General features: G+C 74.1%; 14 protein-coding genes. 8 read left to right on the top strand and 6 right to left on the bottom strand.

Annotation, left to right across the window (positions count from 1 at the left end; translation table 11 throughout):
* Positions 1–100: 100 nt before the first annotated feature.
* Entirely contained in the window at positions 101–1,657 is a 1,557-nt protein-coding gene (locus AB0E19_RS18605) for an AMP-binding protein (RefSeq protein WP_362180816.1), read from the top strand.
* Here AB0E19_RS18605 and AB0E19_RS18600 read toward each other — a convergent pair.
* Positions 1,611–2,042 (bottom strand): STAS domain-containing protein, encoded by a 432-nt coding sequence (locus tag AB0E19_RS18600; RefSeq protein WP_362180813.1) that lies wholly within the window; start codon positions 2,040–2,042, stop codon positions 1,611–1,613. The two genes, AB0E19_RS18605 and AB0E19_RS18600, sit on opposite strands and share 47 nt — an antisense overlap.
* A gap of 239 nt (positions 2,043–2,281) precedes the next feature.
* Here AB0E19_RS18600 and AB0E19_RS18595 point away from each other — a divergent pair, with 239 nt between their 5' ends.
* The gene (locus AB0E19_RS18595) at positions 2,282–2,860 is read left to right on the top strand and encodes a sigma-70 family RNA polymerase sigma factor (RefSeq protein WP_362180809.1); all 579 of its coding nucleotides are present in this window, start codon (positions 2,282–2,284) and stop codon (positions 2,858–2,860) included.
* Positions 2,857–4,065, top strand: coding sequence for a maleylpyruvate isomerase N-terminal domain-containing protein (locus tag AB0E19_RS18590; RefSeq protein ID WP_362180806.1), 1,209 nt, complete (start codon positions 2,857–2,859; stop codon positions 4,063–4,065). Before AB0E19_RS18595 ends, AB0E19_RS18590 begins: the two co-directional genes overlap by 4 nt.
* 37 nt (positions 4,066–4,102) lie before the next feature.
* Here AB0E19_RS18590 and purU read toward each other — a convergent pair whose 3' ends face one another.
* Together purU and AB0E19_RS18580 are read right to left on the bottom strand one after the other, a co-directional pair.
* Positions 4,103–4,954: a formyltetrahydrofolate deformylase gene (gene purU / locus AB0E19_RS18585; RefSeq protein ID WP_362180804.1), complete on the bottom strand. Its 852-nt coding sequence runs from the start codon at positions 4,952–4,954 to the stop codon at positions 4,103–4,105.
* A gap of 73 nt (positions 4,955–5,027) precedes the next feature.
* Positions 5,028–5,555 carry a hypothetical protein gene (locus tag AB0E19_RS18580; RefSeq protein ID WP_362180801.1) on the bottom strand — a complete coding sequence of 176 codons (528 nt, stop codon included), beginning with the start codon at positions 5,553–5,555 and terminating at the stop codon, positions 5,028–5,030.
* 143 nt (positions 5,556–5,698) lie between these two features.
* Here AB0E19_RS18580 and AB0E19_RS18575 point away from each other — a divergent pair, with 143 nt between their 5' ends.
* Positions 5,699–7,009 (top strand): ABC transporter substrate-binding protein, encoded by a 1,311-nt coding sequence (locus AB0E19_RS18575; protein WP_362180798.1) that lies wholly within the window; start codon positions 5,699–5,701, stop codon positions 7,007–7,009.
* 53 nt (positions 7,010–7,062) lie between these two features.
* Here AB0E19_RS18575 and AB0E19_RS18570 read toward each other — a convergent pair whose 3' ends face one another.
* A complete protein-coding gene (locus AB0E19_RS18570) occupies positions 7,063–8,538 on the bottom strand; it encodes a hypothetical protein (protein ID WP_362180795.1) in 1,476 nt (491 codons plus the stop codon).
* Positions 8,539–8,670: 132 nt separating this feature from the next.
* Complete coding sequence (locus tag AB0E19_RS18565; protein WP_362180791.1) at positions 8,671–10,053, bottom strand: transcriptional regulator; 1,383 nt, start codon at positions 10,051–10,053, stop codon at positions 8,671–8,673.
* Positions 10,054–10,344: 291 nt separating this feature from the next.
* On the opposite strand from AB0E19_RS18565, the gene AB0E19_RS18560 reads away from it, so the two are divergent.
* From AB0E19_RS18560 to AB0E19_RS18550, 3 genes are all read left to right on the top strand, one after another.
* A complete protein-coding gene (locus AB0E19_RS18560; protein WP_362180788.1) occupies positions 10,345–11,025 on the top strand; it encodes a bifunctional DNA primase/polymerase in 681 nt (226 codons plus the stop codon).
* Positions 11,026–11,111: 86 nt separating this feature from the next.
* Positions 11,112–11,966: an ABC transporter ATP-binding protein gene (locus AB0E19_RS18555; protein ID WP_362180785.1), complete on the top strand. Its 855-nt coding sequence runs from the start codon at positions 11,112–11,114 to the stop codon at positions 11,964–11,966.
* Positions 11,963–13,609: a transporter gene (locus AB0E19_RS18550; RefSeq protein ID WP_362180782.1), complete on the top strand. Its 1,647-nt coding sequence runs from the start codon at positions 11,963–11,965 to the stop codon at positions 13,607–13,609. The genes AB0E19_RS18555 and AB0E19_RS18550 overlap by 4 nt, the downstream gene beginning before the upstream one ends.
* Positions 13,610–13,775: 166 nt before the next feature.
* On the opposite strand, the gene AB0E19_RS18545 is transcribed toward AB0E19_RS18550, so the two are convergent.
* A complete protein-coding gene (locus AB0E19_RS18545; RefSeq protein ID WP_362180779.1) occupies positions 13,776–14,150 on the bottom strand; it encodes a hypothetical protein in 375 nt (124 codons plus the stop codon).
* A gap of 222 nt (positions 14,151–14,372) precedes the next feature.
* On the opposite strand from AB0E19_RS18545, the gene AB0E19_RS18540 reads away from it, so the two are divergent.
* Positions 14,373–15,659 carry a hypothetical protein gene (locus tag AB0E19_RS18540; protein WP_362180776.1) on the top strand — a complete coding sequence of 429 codons (1,287 nt, stop codon included), beginning with the start codon at positions 14,373–14,375 and terminating at the stop codon, positions 15,657–15,659.
* The last annotated feature ends 92 nt before the right edge of the window (positions 15,660–15,751 follow it).

Here is a 15,751-nt window from a genome sequence, read left to right as displayed (position 1 = left end):
CGCGCCGCCCCTTCCGCGCCTCTGGACCGACGGGGATCCACCCCCTACGCTCGGCCCATCACCTGACGGACAGTCAGATAAGGCCGCCTAGGGGGTCGCCGTGACCGAGAGCGAGACCAGGACCGAGACCGAGACCGCGTACGCCCTGGGCGCCTCACCGACGCTCTGGGAGCTCGTCGAGCGCCGCGCCGCGCTCACCCCCGACCGGCCCGTCCTGCTCCAGGAGGACCGCGTCCTCACCTTCGGCGGGCTGCGCGAGCGCGCCGAGCGCTGCGCCGCCGGCCTGCACGCCATGGGCGTCCGGCCCGGAACCGTCGTCGCCTGGCAGCTGCCGACCCGCATCGAGACGGCGGTCCTGTCGTTCGCGCTCGCCCGGCTCGGAGCCGTACAGACCCCCGTCATCCCCTTCTACCGGGACAAGGAGGTCGGCTTCGCGCTGCGCGAGTCCCGGGCCGAGTACTTCGCCGTGCCCGGCGTCTGGCGCGGCTTCGACCACACGGAGATGGCCCGGCGGCTCGGCGCGCGCGGGGTCTTCCGGGCGTACGACCCCGAGGACCTGCCCGACGGCGACCCCGCCGTCCTCCCCCCGCCGCCCGCCTCCGGCACCGACGTCCGCTGGATCTACTGGACGTCCGGCACCACCTCGGACCCCAAGGGCGTGCTGCACACGGACCGTTCGCTGCTCGCGGGCGGCGCCTGCCTCGCCCACGCGCTGCGCCTGACCTCCGCCGACGTCGGCTCGATGGCCTTCCCGTACGCGCACATCGCCGGGCCCGACTACACGGTGATGCTGCTGCTGTACGGCTTCCCCGCCGTGATGCTCGAACAGTTCGCGCTGCCCGGTTCGCTGGCCGAGTACCGCAGGCACGGGGTCACCGTCGCCGGCGGCTCCACCGCCTTCTACTCGATGTTCCTCGCCGAGCAGCGCAAGAACCCCGGCGAGCCCGTCATCCCCACCCTGCGGCTGCTCGCGGGCGGCGGCGCGCCCAAGCCTCCGGAGGTGTACCACGCGGTGCGCAAGGAGCTGGGGTGCCGGCTCACCCACGGCTACGGCATGACCGAGGTCCCCATGATCACCATGGGCGACCCCGAGGACACCGACGAGAACCTCGCCACGACCGAGGGCCGGCCGCCCGCCGCCATGGAGATCCGCGTCACCGACGACGGCGGGATACGGCTCCGGGGCGAGGCCGTCTGCCGCGGCTACCTCGACCCGGCGCAGACCGCCGCCGCCTTCGACGAGGACGGCTTCCTCGTCACCGGCGACGTCGGGCACCTGACCCCGAGCGGGCACCTCGTCCTCACCGGACGGGTGAAGGACATCATCATCCGCAAAGGCGAGAACATCTCGGCCAAGGAGATCGAGGACCTGCTCCACGAGCACCCGGCCGTCGGCGACGCCGCCGTCATCGGCCTCCCGGACCCCGAGCGCGGCGAACGCGTCTGCGCCGTCGTCGAGCAGCCCGAGGGCGCCGCGCCGCTCACCCTGGAGGGCCTGACGGCCTTCCTGCGGACGGCCGGGCTCTCCGTCCACAAGCTGCCGGAACAGCTGGAGGTGGTGGACGCCCTGCCCCGCAACGAGACCCTGCGGAAGGTGCTGAAGTACCGGCTCAGGGAGCGGTTCGGGGCAGCGGGGACACCGGCGGCGGAGGAATAGGGGCGGGGGCCGGGGCGGGCGCGGCGAGGGGCTCGCCCGCGAGGGCCGCCGGCACGTCCTCGTACACCTCGAAGAGCCGGGTGACCCCGAGCGCGGCGAACACCCGGGTCACGTGCCCGTGTCCCTCCCCCGCCTCGGGGAGGACGATCCGCAGCAGCCCGCCGCAGGAACGCAGCAGCCGGCGGGCGGCCACGAGCACGCCGATCCCGCTGGAGTCGCAGAACCTCACCCCGGAGAGGTCGACGACGAGATGGTGCCGGCCGGCGGCCACGGCGTCGTGGACCCGCCGCCGCACCCGGGGCGAGGTCAGCAGGTCCAGCTCACCGCGCAGGCGCAGCACCGTCCATCCGGCGCGCTCGTCCTCGTCGGCCTCGATCGTCGTCACGGACGGGCGCCTGCCCCACGGGACTCCGCCGAAACCCCCCGTGCCGGGTATGACGCTTTCCTTACCATCCGCGCCCTCGTGAAGGCCGCACTTGCGGCAAACGGGGGTGCGTCGTCGGCGCCTCGCACTAGTTTGGGGCGGAGGACCGGACAGGACGGGACAGGAACCGACAGCGGCACGACGGTACGGCACGACGGCAAGGCGCCACGGCACAGGGAAGCGGAAGGCGGAGGGCTCGGATGGCGACGGACACACCACCGCGCTGGGACCGCAGGATGCAGCAGCGGCTCGCACGCGGCGAGGCCGCCGCCCTCGGCGAGCTGTACGACCGCTACGCCTCCCTCGTGCACAGCCTCGCCCACCGCGTCCTCGACGACGACCAGGCGGCCGACCAGGTCACCCGCGAGGTCTTCGGCTACATCTGGGAGAACCCGGAGGCGTACGACCCCCGGCAGGGCAATCTGCGCTCCTGGGTGGCCGGGGTGACCCAGCGGACGGCCGTGCACCGGCTGCGGCAGACCGAGGCGACGGCGTACGCGGAGACCGGCGTCGGCTCGGCGGAGGAGCTGGAGGCCAAGGTGCGCCGGGCCTCCGTCGCCGCCCGCGCCGACTACATCGTCACCTCGATGCCGGCCCCGCTCCGCAAGGCGCTCGAACTGGCGTACTTCCAGCGGCGCGACTACCGCCAGACCGCCGCCGACCTGTCGATCAGCCACGAGGAGGCCAGACGCCGGCTCCGGCTCGGCCTCCAGCTCCTCTCCTCGGCCAACACCCGCCCGCTGGACGGACCGCCGGGCGGCTACGGGCGGGCGCTGTGACGGCGGCGAACGGCGAGGGCGACGACCTCGCACGCGCCCCGTGGATACCGGCTCCGAGGGAGTCGGCCGACGACCACGCCGACCTCGCGGAGCCGCCCCCGGCCCTCTCCCACACCGTGCTCAAGTCCCTCCTCGGGGCGTGGGCGCTGTCGGCGTGCTCGGCGGCGGAGACGCGGGCGGTGGAGGACCACCTCACGGCCTGCGCCCCGTGCGCGGACGAGGCGCTGCGCCTGCGCGACGCGGTGACGCTGCTCCACGAGGACCGGGACCTCGACCTCGACCCGCTCCTGCGCTCCCGGGTCCTGGAGAACTGCCTCGGCCGCCGCCCGGCCCGCATCCCGGTGCCGGCGTGGGCGACGCCGTACGACGCGGAGACCGCCCGGCTCGACGCGCTGCTGCGGGACATCGGCGAGTCGGAGTGGCACGCGCCGGTCCGGCTCAAGTGGCACGAGGACGACCGCCCGGCCCGGCGGAAGTCGACGGTCGCGGGCGTGATCGGCCACCTCCTGGCGGTCGACGGCCTGGTGTCGGGCGCGCTGGGCCTCACGGACCCCCTGGGCCCCGACGTCTCCCCGGACCTCACCGCCACCGAGCGGACGGAGGCCTTCTGGGAGTCCCTCGACCGCCCGCCGAACCGCTCCCTCCGGGCCCCCTGGCGGGACCAGAGCCACACCCTGATCCGCACGGTCTCCTTCGCGGGCCGCGAGGTCGCCGACCTGACCGTCACCTACGGCGACTTCGCCCTCCCCCTGAAGGACGCCCTGCTGGAGCGGGCCTTCGAGTGCTGGCTCCACGCGGACGACATCGCGAACGCGGTGGCCTACCCGTACGACCCGCCGAGCGGGCCGCACCTCCACGGGATGATCGACCTGGCGGCCCGCCTGCTGCCGGCCGCCGTCGCCCAGCGCCGCCGCACGGGCCGGGCGGCCCCGGCCCGCGGCCTCGTCACGGCGGGCGCGCCGGGCCGCTCGCTCCATCTGGAGGTGGAGGGCGCGGGCGGTGGCCACTGGTACATCGCCCTGGACTCCCCGGCGGCACTCGGCTCCCCCGACCACGCGGTCGCCCAGGTCGCCCTGGACGGCGTCGAGTTCTGCCGCCTGGTGGCCGGCCACATCACCCCCGAGGAAGCCGCCGCCGGCCAGACCGGCGACCGTCAGGCCATCCAGGACGTCCTGGCGGCCGCCGCCTCCCTGAGCCACCTGTGACCGGACGCCCACCCGGGCGCGGTCCGGCGCGGTGGGGTCAGGTGAAGACGACGGTGCGGCGGCCGTTGGGGAGGATGCGGCGCTCGGCGTGCCACTTGACGGCTCGCGCCAGCGCCTGGCACTCCACGTCGCGCCCGATCGCGACAAGCTGGTCCGGCGTCACCTCGTGACCGACCCGCTCGACCTCCTGCTCGATGATCGGCCCCTCGTCGAGGTCCGCCGTGACGTAGTGCGCCGTCGCCCCGATCAGCTTCACCCCCCGCGCGTGCGCCTGGTGGTAGGGCTTCGCGCCCTTGAAGCTCGGCAGGAAGGAGTGGTGGATGTTGATGATCCGCCCGGACAGCCGCTTGCACAGGTCGTCCGACAGCACCTGCATGTACCGCGCGAGCACGACCAGCTCGACGCTCTCCGCCTCGACGAGCGCGAGCAGCTCCGCCTCCGCCTCCGCCTTCGTCTCCTTCGTCACGGGAATGTGCCGGAAGGGGATGTCGTACGAGGCGACGAGCTCCGCGAAGTCCGTGTGGTTGGAGACGACCGCGACGATCTCGACGGGCAGCGCCCCGATGGACGACCGGAAGAGCAGGTCGTTCAGGCAGTGGCCGAACTTCGACACCATCAGCACGACCCGCATGCGCTCGTCGGCGCGGTGGATCTGCCAGTCCATCTGGAAGGAGTCGCCCACCGCCGCGAAGCTCGCCCGCAGCTTCTCCACCGTCACCGGCGCCTCCGCCGAGAAGTGGACCCGCATGAAGAAGAGACCGGTGTCACGGTCTCCGAACTGCTGACTGTCCTCGATGTTGCATCCGGTGATGAAGAGGTAGCTCGACACGGCGTGCACGATGCCCTGCTTGTCCGGGCACGAGATGGTGAGGACGTACTGGTCGGTCATCGGGACAGCGTGCCACACCGCACGTCCCCGCCCGTACCCCGTCCGCCCTCCGGAACACCCCGCCCGGCGGGCCTCACGCGCGCGTGAGGATCCTCAGCACGTCGAGCGAGCGCGGCGGCACGTCCGGCTCGTCCCCGTCGGCCGTCGCGAGCCGCACGTGCGCCTCGCGCGCGGCGCGGACCGCCTCGGGCCAGCCCGGGTGCTCCAGGTACGCGGAGACGGGCGCGTCGGGACCGACCTGGTGCAGGATCCGCAGCACCCGCAGGACGGCGACGTCCACGAGCTGCGCCTCCCCCGAGTCGCGGAAGATCGCGCCGACGTACTTCTCGGCGGACCAGTTGTCGAGCCAGGTGTCCTCGACGAGCCGGTAGACGGCGTCGGTCACGTCCCCGTACCCCTCCTGGCCGGCGAGCCAGACGGACCGGTGGAACACGGGATCGGAGAGCATGTGCAGCGCCGATCGCACATTCGTGCGCCAGCGCCACCACGGCATGTCGTTGAGCGGCATGCCGCCCATGGTGGAGGAGCGACGGCCGCGACGGGAAGGGTTCACCGAACCGGGGGCGGCACTGGGGGCGGCACTGGACGCGGTACTGGACATCGTCCGATCGTACGGTCGCCCACCGACAAGCGGAGTCACACCCTCCTCTTAGACCCCTCGACCCCCGTAATTCACCTCCAAGTCACCCTTCGTTGAACAGTGCACACTCCCGCGTTACCCATGAGGCGGAATGGTGCGTGCTCATGACCGGTAGGCGACTGTCCACTCTCCTCGCGTCCGTCACCGCCGCGGCGGCCGGCGCGTCGCTCCTCACCGGGTGTGGCGTGCTCCCTGGTGCCACGGGGGGCTCCAGGGAGCCCGTCACGGTGATGACCTGGGCCCCCGACCAGACCCGCGCGACCAACATGCCCGGCATGCCCGCCATGGCCCAGACGTACGCGCGCTGGGTGAACTCCCAGGGCGGCATCGACGGCCACGAACTACGCGTCCTCACCTGCAACGAACAGAACACCCCGACCGGCGCGGCCGCCTGTGCCCGCCGCGCCGTGCGCGAGAAGGCCGTCGCCGTCGTGGGCTCGTACAGCCAGAACGGCCGCGCCTTCATGGCCCCCCTCGAAGCCGCCGGCATCCCCTACATCGGGGGCTACGGCATCACCGAGGACGAGTTCACCAGCCCCCTCTCGTACCCCGTCAACGGCGGCCTCGCCGCCCTGCTCGCCGGGCACGGCATGCAGCTCGCCGCGGACTGCGGCACGGTCTCCCTGGTCCGCCCCGACACCCTCGCCGGCGACCGGCTGCCCAAGCTGCTCGACGCCGGCCTGAAGAAGGCCAGCAAGCGCGGCGCCGTCGACATCCCGGCCGTCGAGGACGCCACCGAGTACACCACCCAGGCCACCCGCGCCCGGAACAAGGCCGGCACGGCGGACGGCTGCGTCGCCGCCGTCCTCGGTGAGCGGACCCAGACCTTCTTCGACTCCTTCCGGCGGCTCCCGGAGTCCGCCGGCGGCGCCGAGGCCGACGACTCCGGCTCCGACTCCGACTCCGGCTCCGACGCGGGCCGGGAACCGATCCGCATCTCGTCCGTCCTCGGCAGCGTCGGCCAGCCCGTCATCGACCGCACCGGCGGCACCCGCAGCCCCTTCGAGGGCGCCTACGTCACCGGCTGGTACCCGGAGGCGGACGACAAGAGCTGGGAGTCGATGCGCAAGGTCGTCAAGGAGCACGCCTTCGCCGACAACCGGGTCGACCCGACCGACACCGGCGTGCAGACCACCTGGATCGCGTACACCGTCCTCAAGCAGGTCATCGAGTCCCTCGACGCCGACACGGTCACCAGCGCGCGGATCACGCAGGCCCTCGACCACGGCGCCCGCGTGGAGACCGGCGGCCTCACCCCGCCGCTGCGCTGGATGTACGAGGACCTGCTCGGCGCTCCCGACTTCCCCAGGATCGTCAACCACGCGGTGACGTTCCAGGTGGTCAGGAAGGGCCGGCTCGTCGCCCAGAAGCCCGGCTTCGTCGACGTCGGCCCCACCCTCACCAACCGGGGCTGACCGACCGGTCCGCCCCGGTCCTTCCGCCCCGGCCCGCCCCAGGTCCGCCGCCCCTACAGCTGGGTGGCGGACCGCTTCGTCAGTCCGTACTTCCCGGCGGTCGGGTTCCACAGCCCGGCCGCCTCCTGCTTCGCCTCGGTCGCCTCGCCGCTCTTCGCGTTGGCCGCCTTGTGCCGGTTGGTCGACTTGGCCTGGCCGCCCTTGCAGGCGTTCTTGGCCTTCATCTGGTCGGCCCAGCCCGCGTAGTGGTCGTCGGCCTCGGCCGACGCCTGCCACGCGCGCGTGAGGGCCGCCTTCAGCGCCGCGTTGTCCGGGAGCTTGTCGACGCTCAGCGTCTGCAGCTTGGTCACCAGACCCCGCCGCTGCTCGGCCGCGCCCCGCAGGTCGGTGGCCGCCTTGTCGAGGTTCTTGCACTGCCTGATCGACTCGACCGCGCTGATCACCGCGTCCCGGCTGTCGTTGCTGGTCGCGAGGAGCTTGTCCAGCTCCTTCGCCTGCGGCTCCGCCGGGTCGTCCTTCTTCTCCGGCGCCGGAGAGGCGCCGTCGCCCGAGGCCGACGGCGCCGCGCTCGGCGCGACGCTCGTCCCCGCCGTCGGCTCCTTCTCGTCGTCGCCACCGCTGAGCAGGGCGCCCACGCCGAGACCGACGACCGCGCAGCCCACCACGACGGCCGCGATCAGCGCGACCGGCGACTTCCGGCGCGGCGCGGGCTCGTCGTCGTAGTAGTAGTCGTCCTGCTGCCCGCCGGGCGCCTGGTAACCGCCGCCGCCCTGGTAGCCGTACTGCTGCTGCGGCGGCTGGTGGTGCTGGGGCTGCTGCTGGTACGGAGCCGGGGCGGGCTGCTGGTACGCCGGGGGCGCGGGCTGCGCCGGCGCCGAGTCCCGGAACAGGGAGTCGAACTCGGCGGGCGGCTGCGACGGCCCCGGACCACCCGGCACCGGACCGCCCGGCACCGGACCGCCCGGCACCGGACCGCCGCTCCCCGGCAGGGGGGCTATGTACTGCGTCGCGTCCGAGGCACCCGTCGGCGCCCCCGCGGGCGGCTGCGGCAGCGGCCCGGTCCCCAGGAACTGCGTCTGCGCGCCGCCCCCGGCACCGGCCACCGGAGCGATGTGCTGCGTCGCCTGCATGTCCGCGACCGGAGCGGCGGCCGGCGGCGGATAGCCGTACCCGGCGGGCGGGCCCACCGGCGGCACGCCCCCGGGCACGGGCGCGATGTGCTGGGTCGCCTGCATGTCGGCCGCGCCGTGCGCGGCGACCGGCGGCGGATAGCCGTACCCCGCGGGAGGACCCGCCGGAGGACCGGCCGGAGGACCCGCCGGAGGCATCGGCGCGCCCTGCGGCTGCGCCGGGATCGGCGCGAGGTACTGCGTGGCCTGGAGATCACCGGCGGCCGGCGCCTCGGGCGGCAGCGGCTGCGCGGGGGGCAGCGGCTGCCCGCCGGGCTGGGGCGGACCGCCCGCGGGGCCCCAGGCACCACCCCACGCCTGCGCGCCCCCCTGCTCCGGACCCTGTCCGTTCTGCGTCACCGGGACTCCTACTGATGGACCGACCTACGGAATCGTCGGCTCACGCTACCGGGTGGGTCCGGGGCTCCGCACACACGTGTGAGACCGGTAACACCCTTCCCATGGAACGGAACCGCCCCACGAGCCGTCCGCTCACACCGCGTGCACCTCCAGGCGCGCCTCGAACTCCCGGACCACCGCCTCGCCCGCGTACGGCTCCAGGCGCTCCCTCAGCTCCTCCAGGTACTCCGCACCGCGCGACGACCTCAGCGTGCCGAGGAGTTCGAGCGCGCGCGTGCCCGTGCGGCACGCCTCCTCGATCTCCCGCTGCTCCACGCGCGCGTGCGCGAGCAGCGCGAGCCCGATCGCCCGCCGCCGCGCCCGCGTCTCCGGATGCCCGGCCAGCGACTCCTGCGCCGCCCGCACCGCCGCGCCCGCCCGCCCCAGGTCCCGGTAGCAGTGCGCCAGTTCGTCCGCCAGATAGGCCTCGTCGAAGTGGGCGATCCACGCCGGGTCGTCGCCCGACTCCGGATCGGCCGCCTCCAGCGCGCGTACGGCACGTCCCGCCGCCGACTCGAAGGCCCGGTCGTCGCCCATCAGCGCGTGCCCGCGCGCCTCCGCCGCCAGGAACATCGCCTGGGCCCTCGGCGGCACCCCGCCCCGGGTCCCCTCCTGCGCGGCGCGCGCCAACTGGGCGATCTCCCGGGGGTTCCCGAGCTCCGCCGCCAGGTGGCTCATCGATGCGGCCAGCACGTAGCCGCCGTAGGCGCGGTCCCCGGCCGCCTGCGCGAGCCGCAGCGCCTGGATGTAGTACCGCTGCGCCAGGCCCGGCTCGCCCGTGTCCACCGCCATGTACCCGGCCAGCTCGGTCAGTCGGGCGACCGCGCCGAACAACTCCCTCCCCACCTCCTCCCGGTAGGAGCCGGACAGCATCCCGGAGACCACGCTGTCGAGGTAGTGGACCACCACCGGGCGGACGTGCCCGCTGCCGAAGCGCCGGTCGAGGTCGACGAGCGCCGCCGTCGTCTCCCGTACCGCCGCCACGTCCGCGCGCCCCACCCGGGCCCCGGCCGCCCGCGCCACCTGCGCGTCGACGCCGCTGATCAGCCAGTCGCGGCTGGGCTCCACGAGCGCGGAGGCGGCGACCGTGGACCCGGTCAGGAAGTCCCGGCGGCCCACGTCGCTGCGGTACAGCTCGCAGACCTGCTCGATCGCGCCGAGCACGGTCGGGGCGAACTGGAGGCCGACGCCCGCCGCGAGGTTCCGGCCGTTGGCCATCCCCACCTCGTCGATCGTCACCGCCCGCCCGAGCTTGCGGCCGATGGCCTCCGCGATGATGCCGGGCGCCCGGCCGCGCGGCTGCTGCCCGCGCAGCCAGCGCGCCACCGAGGTCTTGTCGTACCGCAGGTCGAGACCGCGCTCCGCGCCGACCATGTTGACCCTGCGGGCGAGACCGGCGTTGGAGCACGCGGCCTCCTGGATGAGCGCCTGGAGCCGTTCGTTGGGCTGTCGCGGCACGAGTGGCCTGGCTGCCATGAGTGGAACCCCCAGACGGGACGGGTACGGACACGAAGGGATCACTGCCCGGCGGATATCCGGTCAATGCCGATGTGAACACGCGAAACCGGACACGTCGGCGGGCCGTCCGCGGCACCCCGCCCCACCCCGTGCCGTGTCCGCCCCGCCCTCTTCCGTACCCCTCCCCCGCTCCCCGGTCCCCCGCGCGCCCCCGCGCGTGCACCCATGCGCCCCGCATGCAGGATCGATGCCTCACTCCCGGCGCCGCCCCGCCCGTAACCCCAGGTGACGGGGGCAGTTGTCTTCGACGTGGATGAGACCATCGGAGTCACGACGGAAGCCGCACAGATCCCCAAGCAGCGAGGCGAGCAGCTGCTCGACAGCGCCGTGCGGTATGCGGAGGAGCGGCACTGGGACGTGTTCCCGGGGACCTGGCTGGAAGCCGTCGACGGCCGGGAGCGCTGCTCCTGCGGCACCGCCGACTGCCCCCTGCCCGGCGGACACGCCGTGAGGCCCGACTGGGCGACGCTGGCGACCGGGAGCGGGGTGGGCGCCCGGCGCATGTGGTCGAAGCAGCCGAAGTCGTCGATCCTCCTCCCCACCGGCCGCACCTTCGACGCGATCGAGGTCCCCGAGGCGGCCGGTTTCCTCGCGCTCGCCCGCATGGAGCGGATGGAGCTGACGCTGGGCCCTGTGACCTGCACGCCGGACCGCCGGATGTTCTTCTTCGTGCTGCCGGGCGCCGCCGCCAAGGTGCCCGACCTGATCCGCAAGCTCGGCTGGGCCCCGTCCGCGCTCGACCTCACCACGCGCGGGGAGGGGCATTACGTCGCGGCGCCGCCCACCCGGATCGGCGGCCGGGGCGCGGTGCAGTGGGCGCGCCGCCCCACGCCCGCCAACCGCTGGCTGCCCGACGCGGAGGAGCTGATCAGCGCGCTGGCGTACGCGTGCGGGCGCGAGGCGGCGGAGGCGCGGTCACGCCGTCAGTGACCTGGGGTTCTCCCCGGACGGCCCCTTAGGGTGGCCGGAACGGCGCGAACAGGCGTCGCAGGGGACAACCGAAGGGTTGACGGACCATGCCCGACCAGGCATTTGACGGGACGTTCGAACCGACGGGCGCCGCACCGGAGAACTCCGGCGCGGCGCCCGCGGTGCAGGTGGAGGGGGTGTGGAAGCGGTTCGGGCAGCAGATCGCGGTGAACGGGATCGATCTGGTGCTGCCCGCGGGGAAGTTCATCGGTCTCGTCGGGCCCAACGGCGCCGGCAAGACCACCACCCTCTCCATGATCACCGGCCTGCTGCGGCCGGACGCCGGCCGGATCCGGGTGGCCGGCCACGACGTGTGGCGGGACCCCGAGTCGGTGGCGCAGGTGAAGGCCAGGATCGGGATCCTGCCGGAGGGGCTGCGGCTCTTCGAGCGGCTCTCGGGCCGTGAACTCCTCGCGTACAGCGGGCGGCTGCGGGGGCTGCCCGGTGCGGAGGTCGACAAGCGGGCCACCCAGCTCCTGGACGTCCTGGACCTGGCGGGTTCGCAGCACAAGCTGGTCGTCGACTACTCGACCGGCATGCGGAAGAAGATCGGGCTCGCGGCGGCGCTGCTGCACAACCCGGACGTGCTCTTCCTCGACGAGCCCTTCGAGGGCGTCGACCCGGTGTCGGCGCAGACCATCCGCGGCGTCCTGGAGCGGTACACCTCCTCCGGCGCGACCGTGGTCTTCTCCAGCCACGTCATGGAGCTGGTGGAGTCGCTGTGCGACTGGGTCGCGGTGATGGCCGGGGGCCGGATCCGGGCGCAGGGTCCGCTGGCGGAGGTGAAGGGCTCGGCCGCGACCCTCCAGGAGGCGTTCCTGGAGCTGGTGGGCGCCCACGACCGGGCGGCGGCGGGGGACTCGCTGGACTGGCTGGGCGGCGCGCGGGGAGACCGCTCGTGAGCGCCCCGGCCACCGCCGGCGCTTCGACCCCCGCGTCCGCCCCCGCCTCCGAGCCGTCGCTCACCCCTCTCTTCGTCCGGCTGAAGCTGTCGCTGCTGCGGAACGGGCTGCGGCAGTCCGGCGGGCGCACGGCCGCGTTCGTCGCCTCCCTGGTGGTGGTGGTGCTGATCGCCGCCTTCATGGTGCTGGGCTTCCTCCTGCTGCGGGGGCACGAGGCCGCCGGGGCGGTCGCGGTGCTGACGGCCGGGGTCTTCGGGCTCGGCTGGGCGGTGATGCCGCTGTTCCTGCCGAGCGGGGACGAGACGCTCGACCCGTCGCGTCTGGTGATGCTGCCGCTGCGGCCGCAGCCCCTGGTGCGGGCGCTCCTCGCGGCCTCGCTGGTGGGCACCGGACCGCTGTTCACGCTCTGTCTGGCGGTCGGGGCGGTGGCGGCCGTGGCGCACGGGACGGCGGCGACGGTGACCGCGGTGCTCGCGGTGCCGCTGGTGCTGCTCGTGTGCGTGGCGCTGTCGCGGGCGATCGCCACGGCGAACGTACGGCTGCTGACCTCCCGCAAGGGCCGGGACATGGCGCTGCTGAGCGGTCTGCTGATCGCGCTCGGCATCCAGGCGGTCAACTTCGGCGCCCAGGCGCTGGGTCGCGCGGAGGACCTGTCGGTGCTCGACACGGCGGCGTCGGTGGTGGGCTGGCTGCCGCCGGCGTCGGCGGTGGCGGCGGTCGACTCCGCGGCCGACGGCGATCCCGCGCTCGCCGCGGCGCGGCTGCTGCTCGCCGTGGCCGCCCTGGCGGCGCTGCTGTGGTGGTGGCGGCGGAGCCTGGTGCGGCTGATGGTCGAGCCGGACGGTTCGACGATCGGCGCGGCCCCGGACTCGGTGAAGGACCCGGCGGCGGGGCGGGGGCTGCTGGCGCGGCTGCTGCCCGAAGGCCGTACGGGCGCGGTGATGGAACGTTGCTTCCGCTACATCTGGCGCGACCCGAAGACCAAGGCGGCCTGGGTGTCGGCGCTGGCGGTCGGCGCGCTCGTCCCGCTGTTCAACGCCTTCCAGGAGAACGGCTCGGTCTACTGGGCGTGCTTCGCGTCGGGGATGCTCGGCGTGCAGATGTTCAACCAGTTCGGGCAGGACTCGTCGGCGTTCTGGATGGTGGCGCAGACGATCTCGTCCCGGGAGGACGCGTACGCGGAGCTGCGCGACCGGGCGTACGTGATGACCGCGATCACCGTTCCGTTCACGGTCGTCGTGGCCATGGCGACGGCCGCGGCCACCGACGGCTGGACCCAGCTCCCCGAGGTCTTCGGGATGTCGTTCGCCCTGCTCGGGGCGATGCTGGCGCTCGGCGTGGTCACCTCGGTGCGGTACCCGTACGGGATCCCCCAGGACTCGCGCCGCAATGTGGCGCCCGGCCAGGGCGGCATGGCCGTCGCGGCGATCTTCGGCGGCATGTTCGGCGGCCCCCTGCTGTGCGCCCCGCTGATCGCCCTCCTCGTCTGGCTGCGCGTCTCCGACCAGCACGGCCTCCTGTGGCTGCTGCTCCCCCTGGGCGTCACCTACGGCGCCCTGCTCCTGTGGGGCGCCCTCCGCCTGATGTCGGGCCGCATGGTGCGCCGCCTGCCGGAGATCCTGGCGGCGGTCGGCAAGGGCTGAGGCGGTTCCGGGCACGGCGAAGGGGCGTCCACGCGCGCGTGGACGCCCCTTTTCCGATCCCCGGGCCTTCGGGTCCGGCGGTCCCCGGCGGTCGGAAGACGGGCCGGAAGCCGTTCACCGGGACGTCCGGGCCCGCGATGTCGCGGCGTACGCCGCTTCGTACGCGTCAGTCGGCGCGGCGGAACGTGTGGGTGACCGTGATCGGGCCGACGATGTGCGCGTTGAAGTCGTCCAGTTCCTCGGCCGGCACCCACAGCTCCAGGATCGTGCTGCCGCCGGCCTGACGGACGGGGTAGCGGGCGAGGAAGGCGGTGTCGACCTCGAACCGGGTGACGTGGCCGGCGCCGCTGTGCTTCACGTTCCAGTCGCGGGCGATGCGGATCGCGTAGTCCTCGTCGAGCACCGGGTAGAAGATCGGCTGCTCGGGCAGGCGCGGCGGCCAGGCCCGCCACCCGAGCTCGCGGACGAGCGCGAGCTCCTCGGGCCCGGTGGGGCGCCAGAGGGTCGTCGTCGGCCGGGCCTGCGGGCGGGAACTGGTCATGGCGGGCAACGTATCCGGCCGTCGCGAACGGCGGCCACGGGTTTTCCACAAGCGGTTGTCCACAGGGGTGTCGGGGGCGGGGGGAGCGGGCCATGATGCTGACGAGGGGCACGGGACGGGCAACGACTGGGGGAGGTTCGCATGGGGTTCTTCGGGCGACGGAAGAAAAGGCCCACGGGGGCGGAGCCGGGGGCGGCGGGTGCGGCGGCACAGGTGACGCACGTGGACCGCGACCGGCTGAAGCAGCTGACGCAGGAGGCGTACGAGGAGGGGGTCGGCCACCAGGTGCTGCCGAGCCGGGCGCGGGCGGCGCTCGACGCCTTCGACCGCTCGGCCGGCCATCTCGACGAGCTGTTCCGGTCGGCTCCGGACGACCCACAGCTCTGGCACATGCGCGGCGCACTGCTCTACTCACGGGCCGGCACCCACCTCGCCCTGGGCCGGCACGAGGCGGCGACGGCGGACCTGACCGCCTGCGTGGACGCCTACGGAAGGAGCGGCCTGCCCGACGCGGCCCTCCTGGCGGCGGACGCCCGGATACGCCGGGCCCGGGCGTACGGCGAAGCGGGACGCCCGATGGCGGCCCTGGCGGACGTGGACCAGGCGATCGGCGCGTACGTGCAGGCGGGCGCGTACGAGTCACCGCACCCGCTGCTCCCGGACTTCGCGCGGGTCCTGGCGCTGGCGGCGACCGTCCAGCTGAAGGTCGGGGACGTGGACCAGGCCCTGGCCTGCGCCCGCCAGTCCCTCGCCCGCTACCAGGACCTGACCCGGCAGCGCGGCGGCCTCGGCCGCGAGGAGGCCGGCTACATGGCGGACGCGGCCGGCGACACCGCCTCCCTCCTGGAGGCGGCCCGCGGCAACTGGGACGCGGCACGGGCGGTGAACCAGGTGGTCAGCGAAGCGGCGGAAGCGGGCGTGGGGAACCTGGGCCAGGCCCTGGCCAGGGAGGGCCTCCACCTGCGCCTCTCGGGCCGCGCCCGCCAGGCGGAACCGCTCCTGGCCCGAGCGGAGCAACTGGCACCGGGGGCGCCCGCCCGGGAGGAGGAACGGGCCGCCCTCCCCCTCCCTCCGTCCCTGGCCCAGTCCCTGACCACCGCCGAGTCGCTCCTCCAGGACCGCGGGGACGCCCCGCTCCCCCCACGTGAAGTGGCCTCCCTCCGGAAGGAATTGACGGACCACGAGTCGTACTCGGCCTCGGTGCGCGTCCGGATGGGCTCCACCTTCGCCCCCAAGGCGGCCGCCCTGGCGAGCCTCGCGAACCTCCTCCTCCAGGAGGGCCACGTGGCGGAGGCCTGGCGCACGGCCCTGGAGACCCACCTCATATGCGACTCCATCGTCCGCCGCGCCACCGACGCCGGCGAGGACCTGCTCCCCGCCCTGGCCGCCCCCTGGCGCGACGCCCTGGCAGTGGCCGCCGAGGCGGCCCGGGCAGCGGACCGCCCGACCTTCACGGAGGACGTGAGGACCATGGCTGCAGCCCTCGCCACCGCCCTGGACGGCGGGTGAGCACGAGGCGGTCCCGCCGCTGAGTACCCGTACTCACGCCGTCGCGCGGCCCCCGGTCCACAGTGGTGATCACCAACGGACCGACCCGAGGA

The sequence above is a fragment of the Streptomyces sp. NPDC047974 genome (genome assembly GCF_040653375.1).
In the GTDB taxonomy this organism is placed as follows: domain Bacteria; phylum Actinomycetota; class Actinomycetes; order Streptomycetales; family Streptomycetaceae; genus Streptomyces.
Note: the sequence above shows the minus strand (reverse complement) of the source record. Positions and strands in the feature narration are given on the sequence as shown.

Coding starts and splice junctions, on each gene's coding strand:
- AB0E19_RS18565 (WP_362180791.1), bottom strand. CDS start 10,053: ATGGCAGCCAGGCCACTCGTGCCGCGACAGCCCAACGAACGGCTCCAG.
- AB0E19_RS18555 (WP_362180785.1), top strand. CDS start 11,112: ATGCCCGACCAGGCATTTGACGGGACGTTCGAACCGACGGGCGCCGCA.
- purU (WP_362180804.1), bottom strand. CDS start 4,954: ATGACCGACCAGTACGTCCTCACCATCTCGTGCCCGGACAAGCAGGGC.
- AB0E19_RS18595 (WP_362180809.1), top strand. CDS start 2,282: ATGGCGACGGACACACCACCGCGCTGGGACCGCAGGATGCAGCAGCGG.
- AB0E19_RS18545 (WP_362180779.1), bottom strand. CDS start 14,150: ATGACCAGTTCCCGCCCGCAGGCCCGGCCGACGACGACCCTCTGGCGC.
- AB0E19_RS18575 (WP_362180798.1), top strand. CDS start 5,699: ATGACCGGTAGGCGACTGTCCACTCTCCTCGCGTCCGTCACCGCCGCG.
- AB0E19_RS18580 (WP_362180801.1), bottom strand. CDS start 5,555: ATGTCCAGTACCGCGTCCAGTGCCGCCCCCAGTGCCGCCCCCGGTTCG.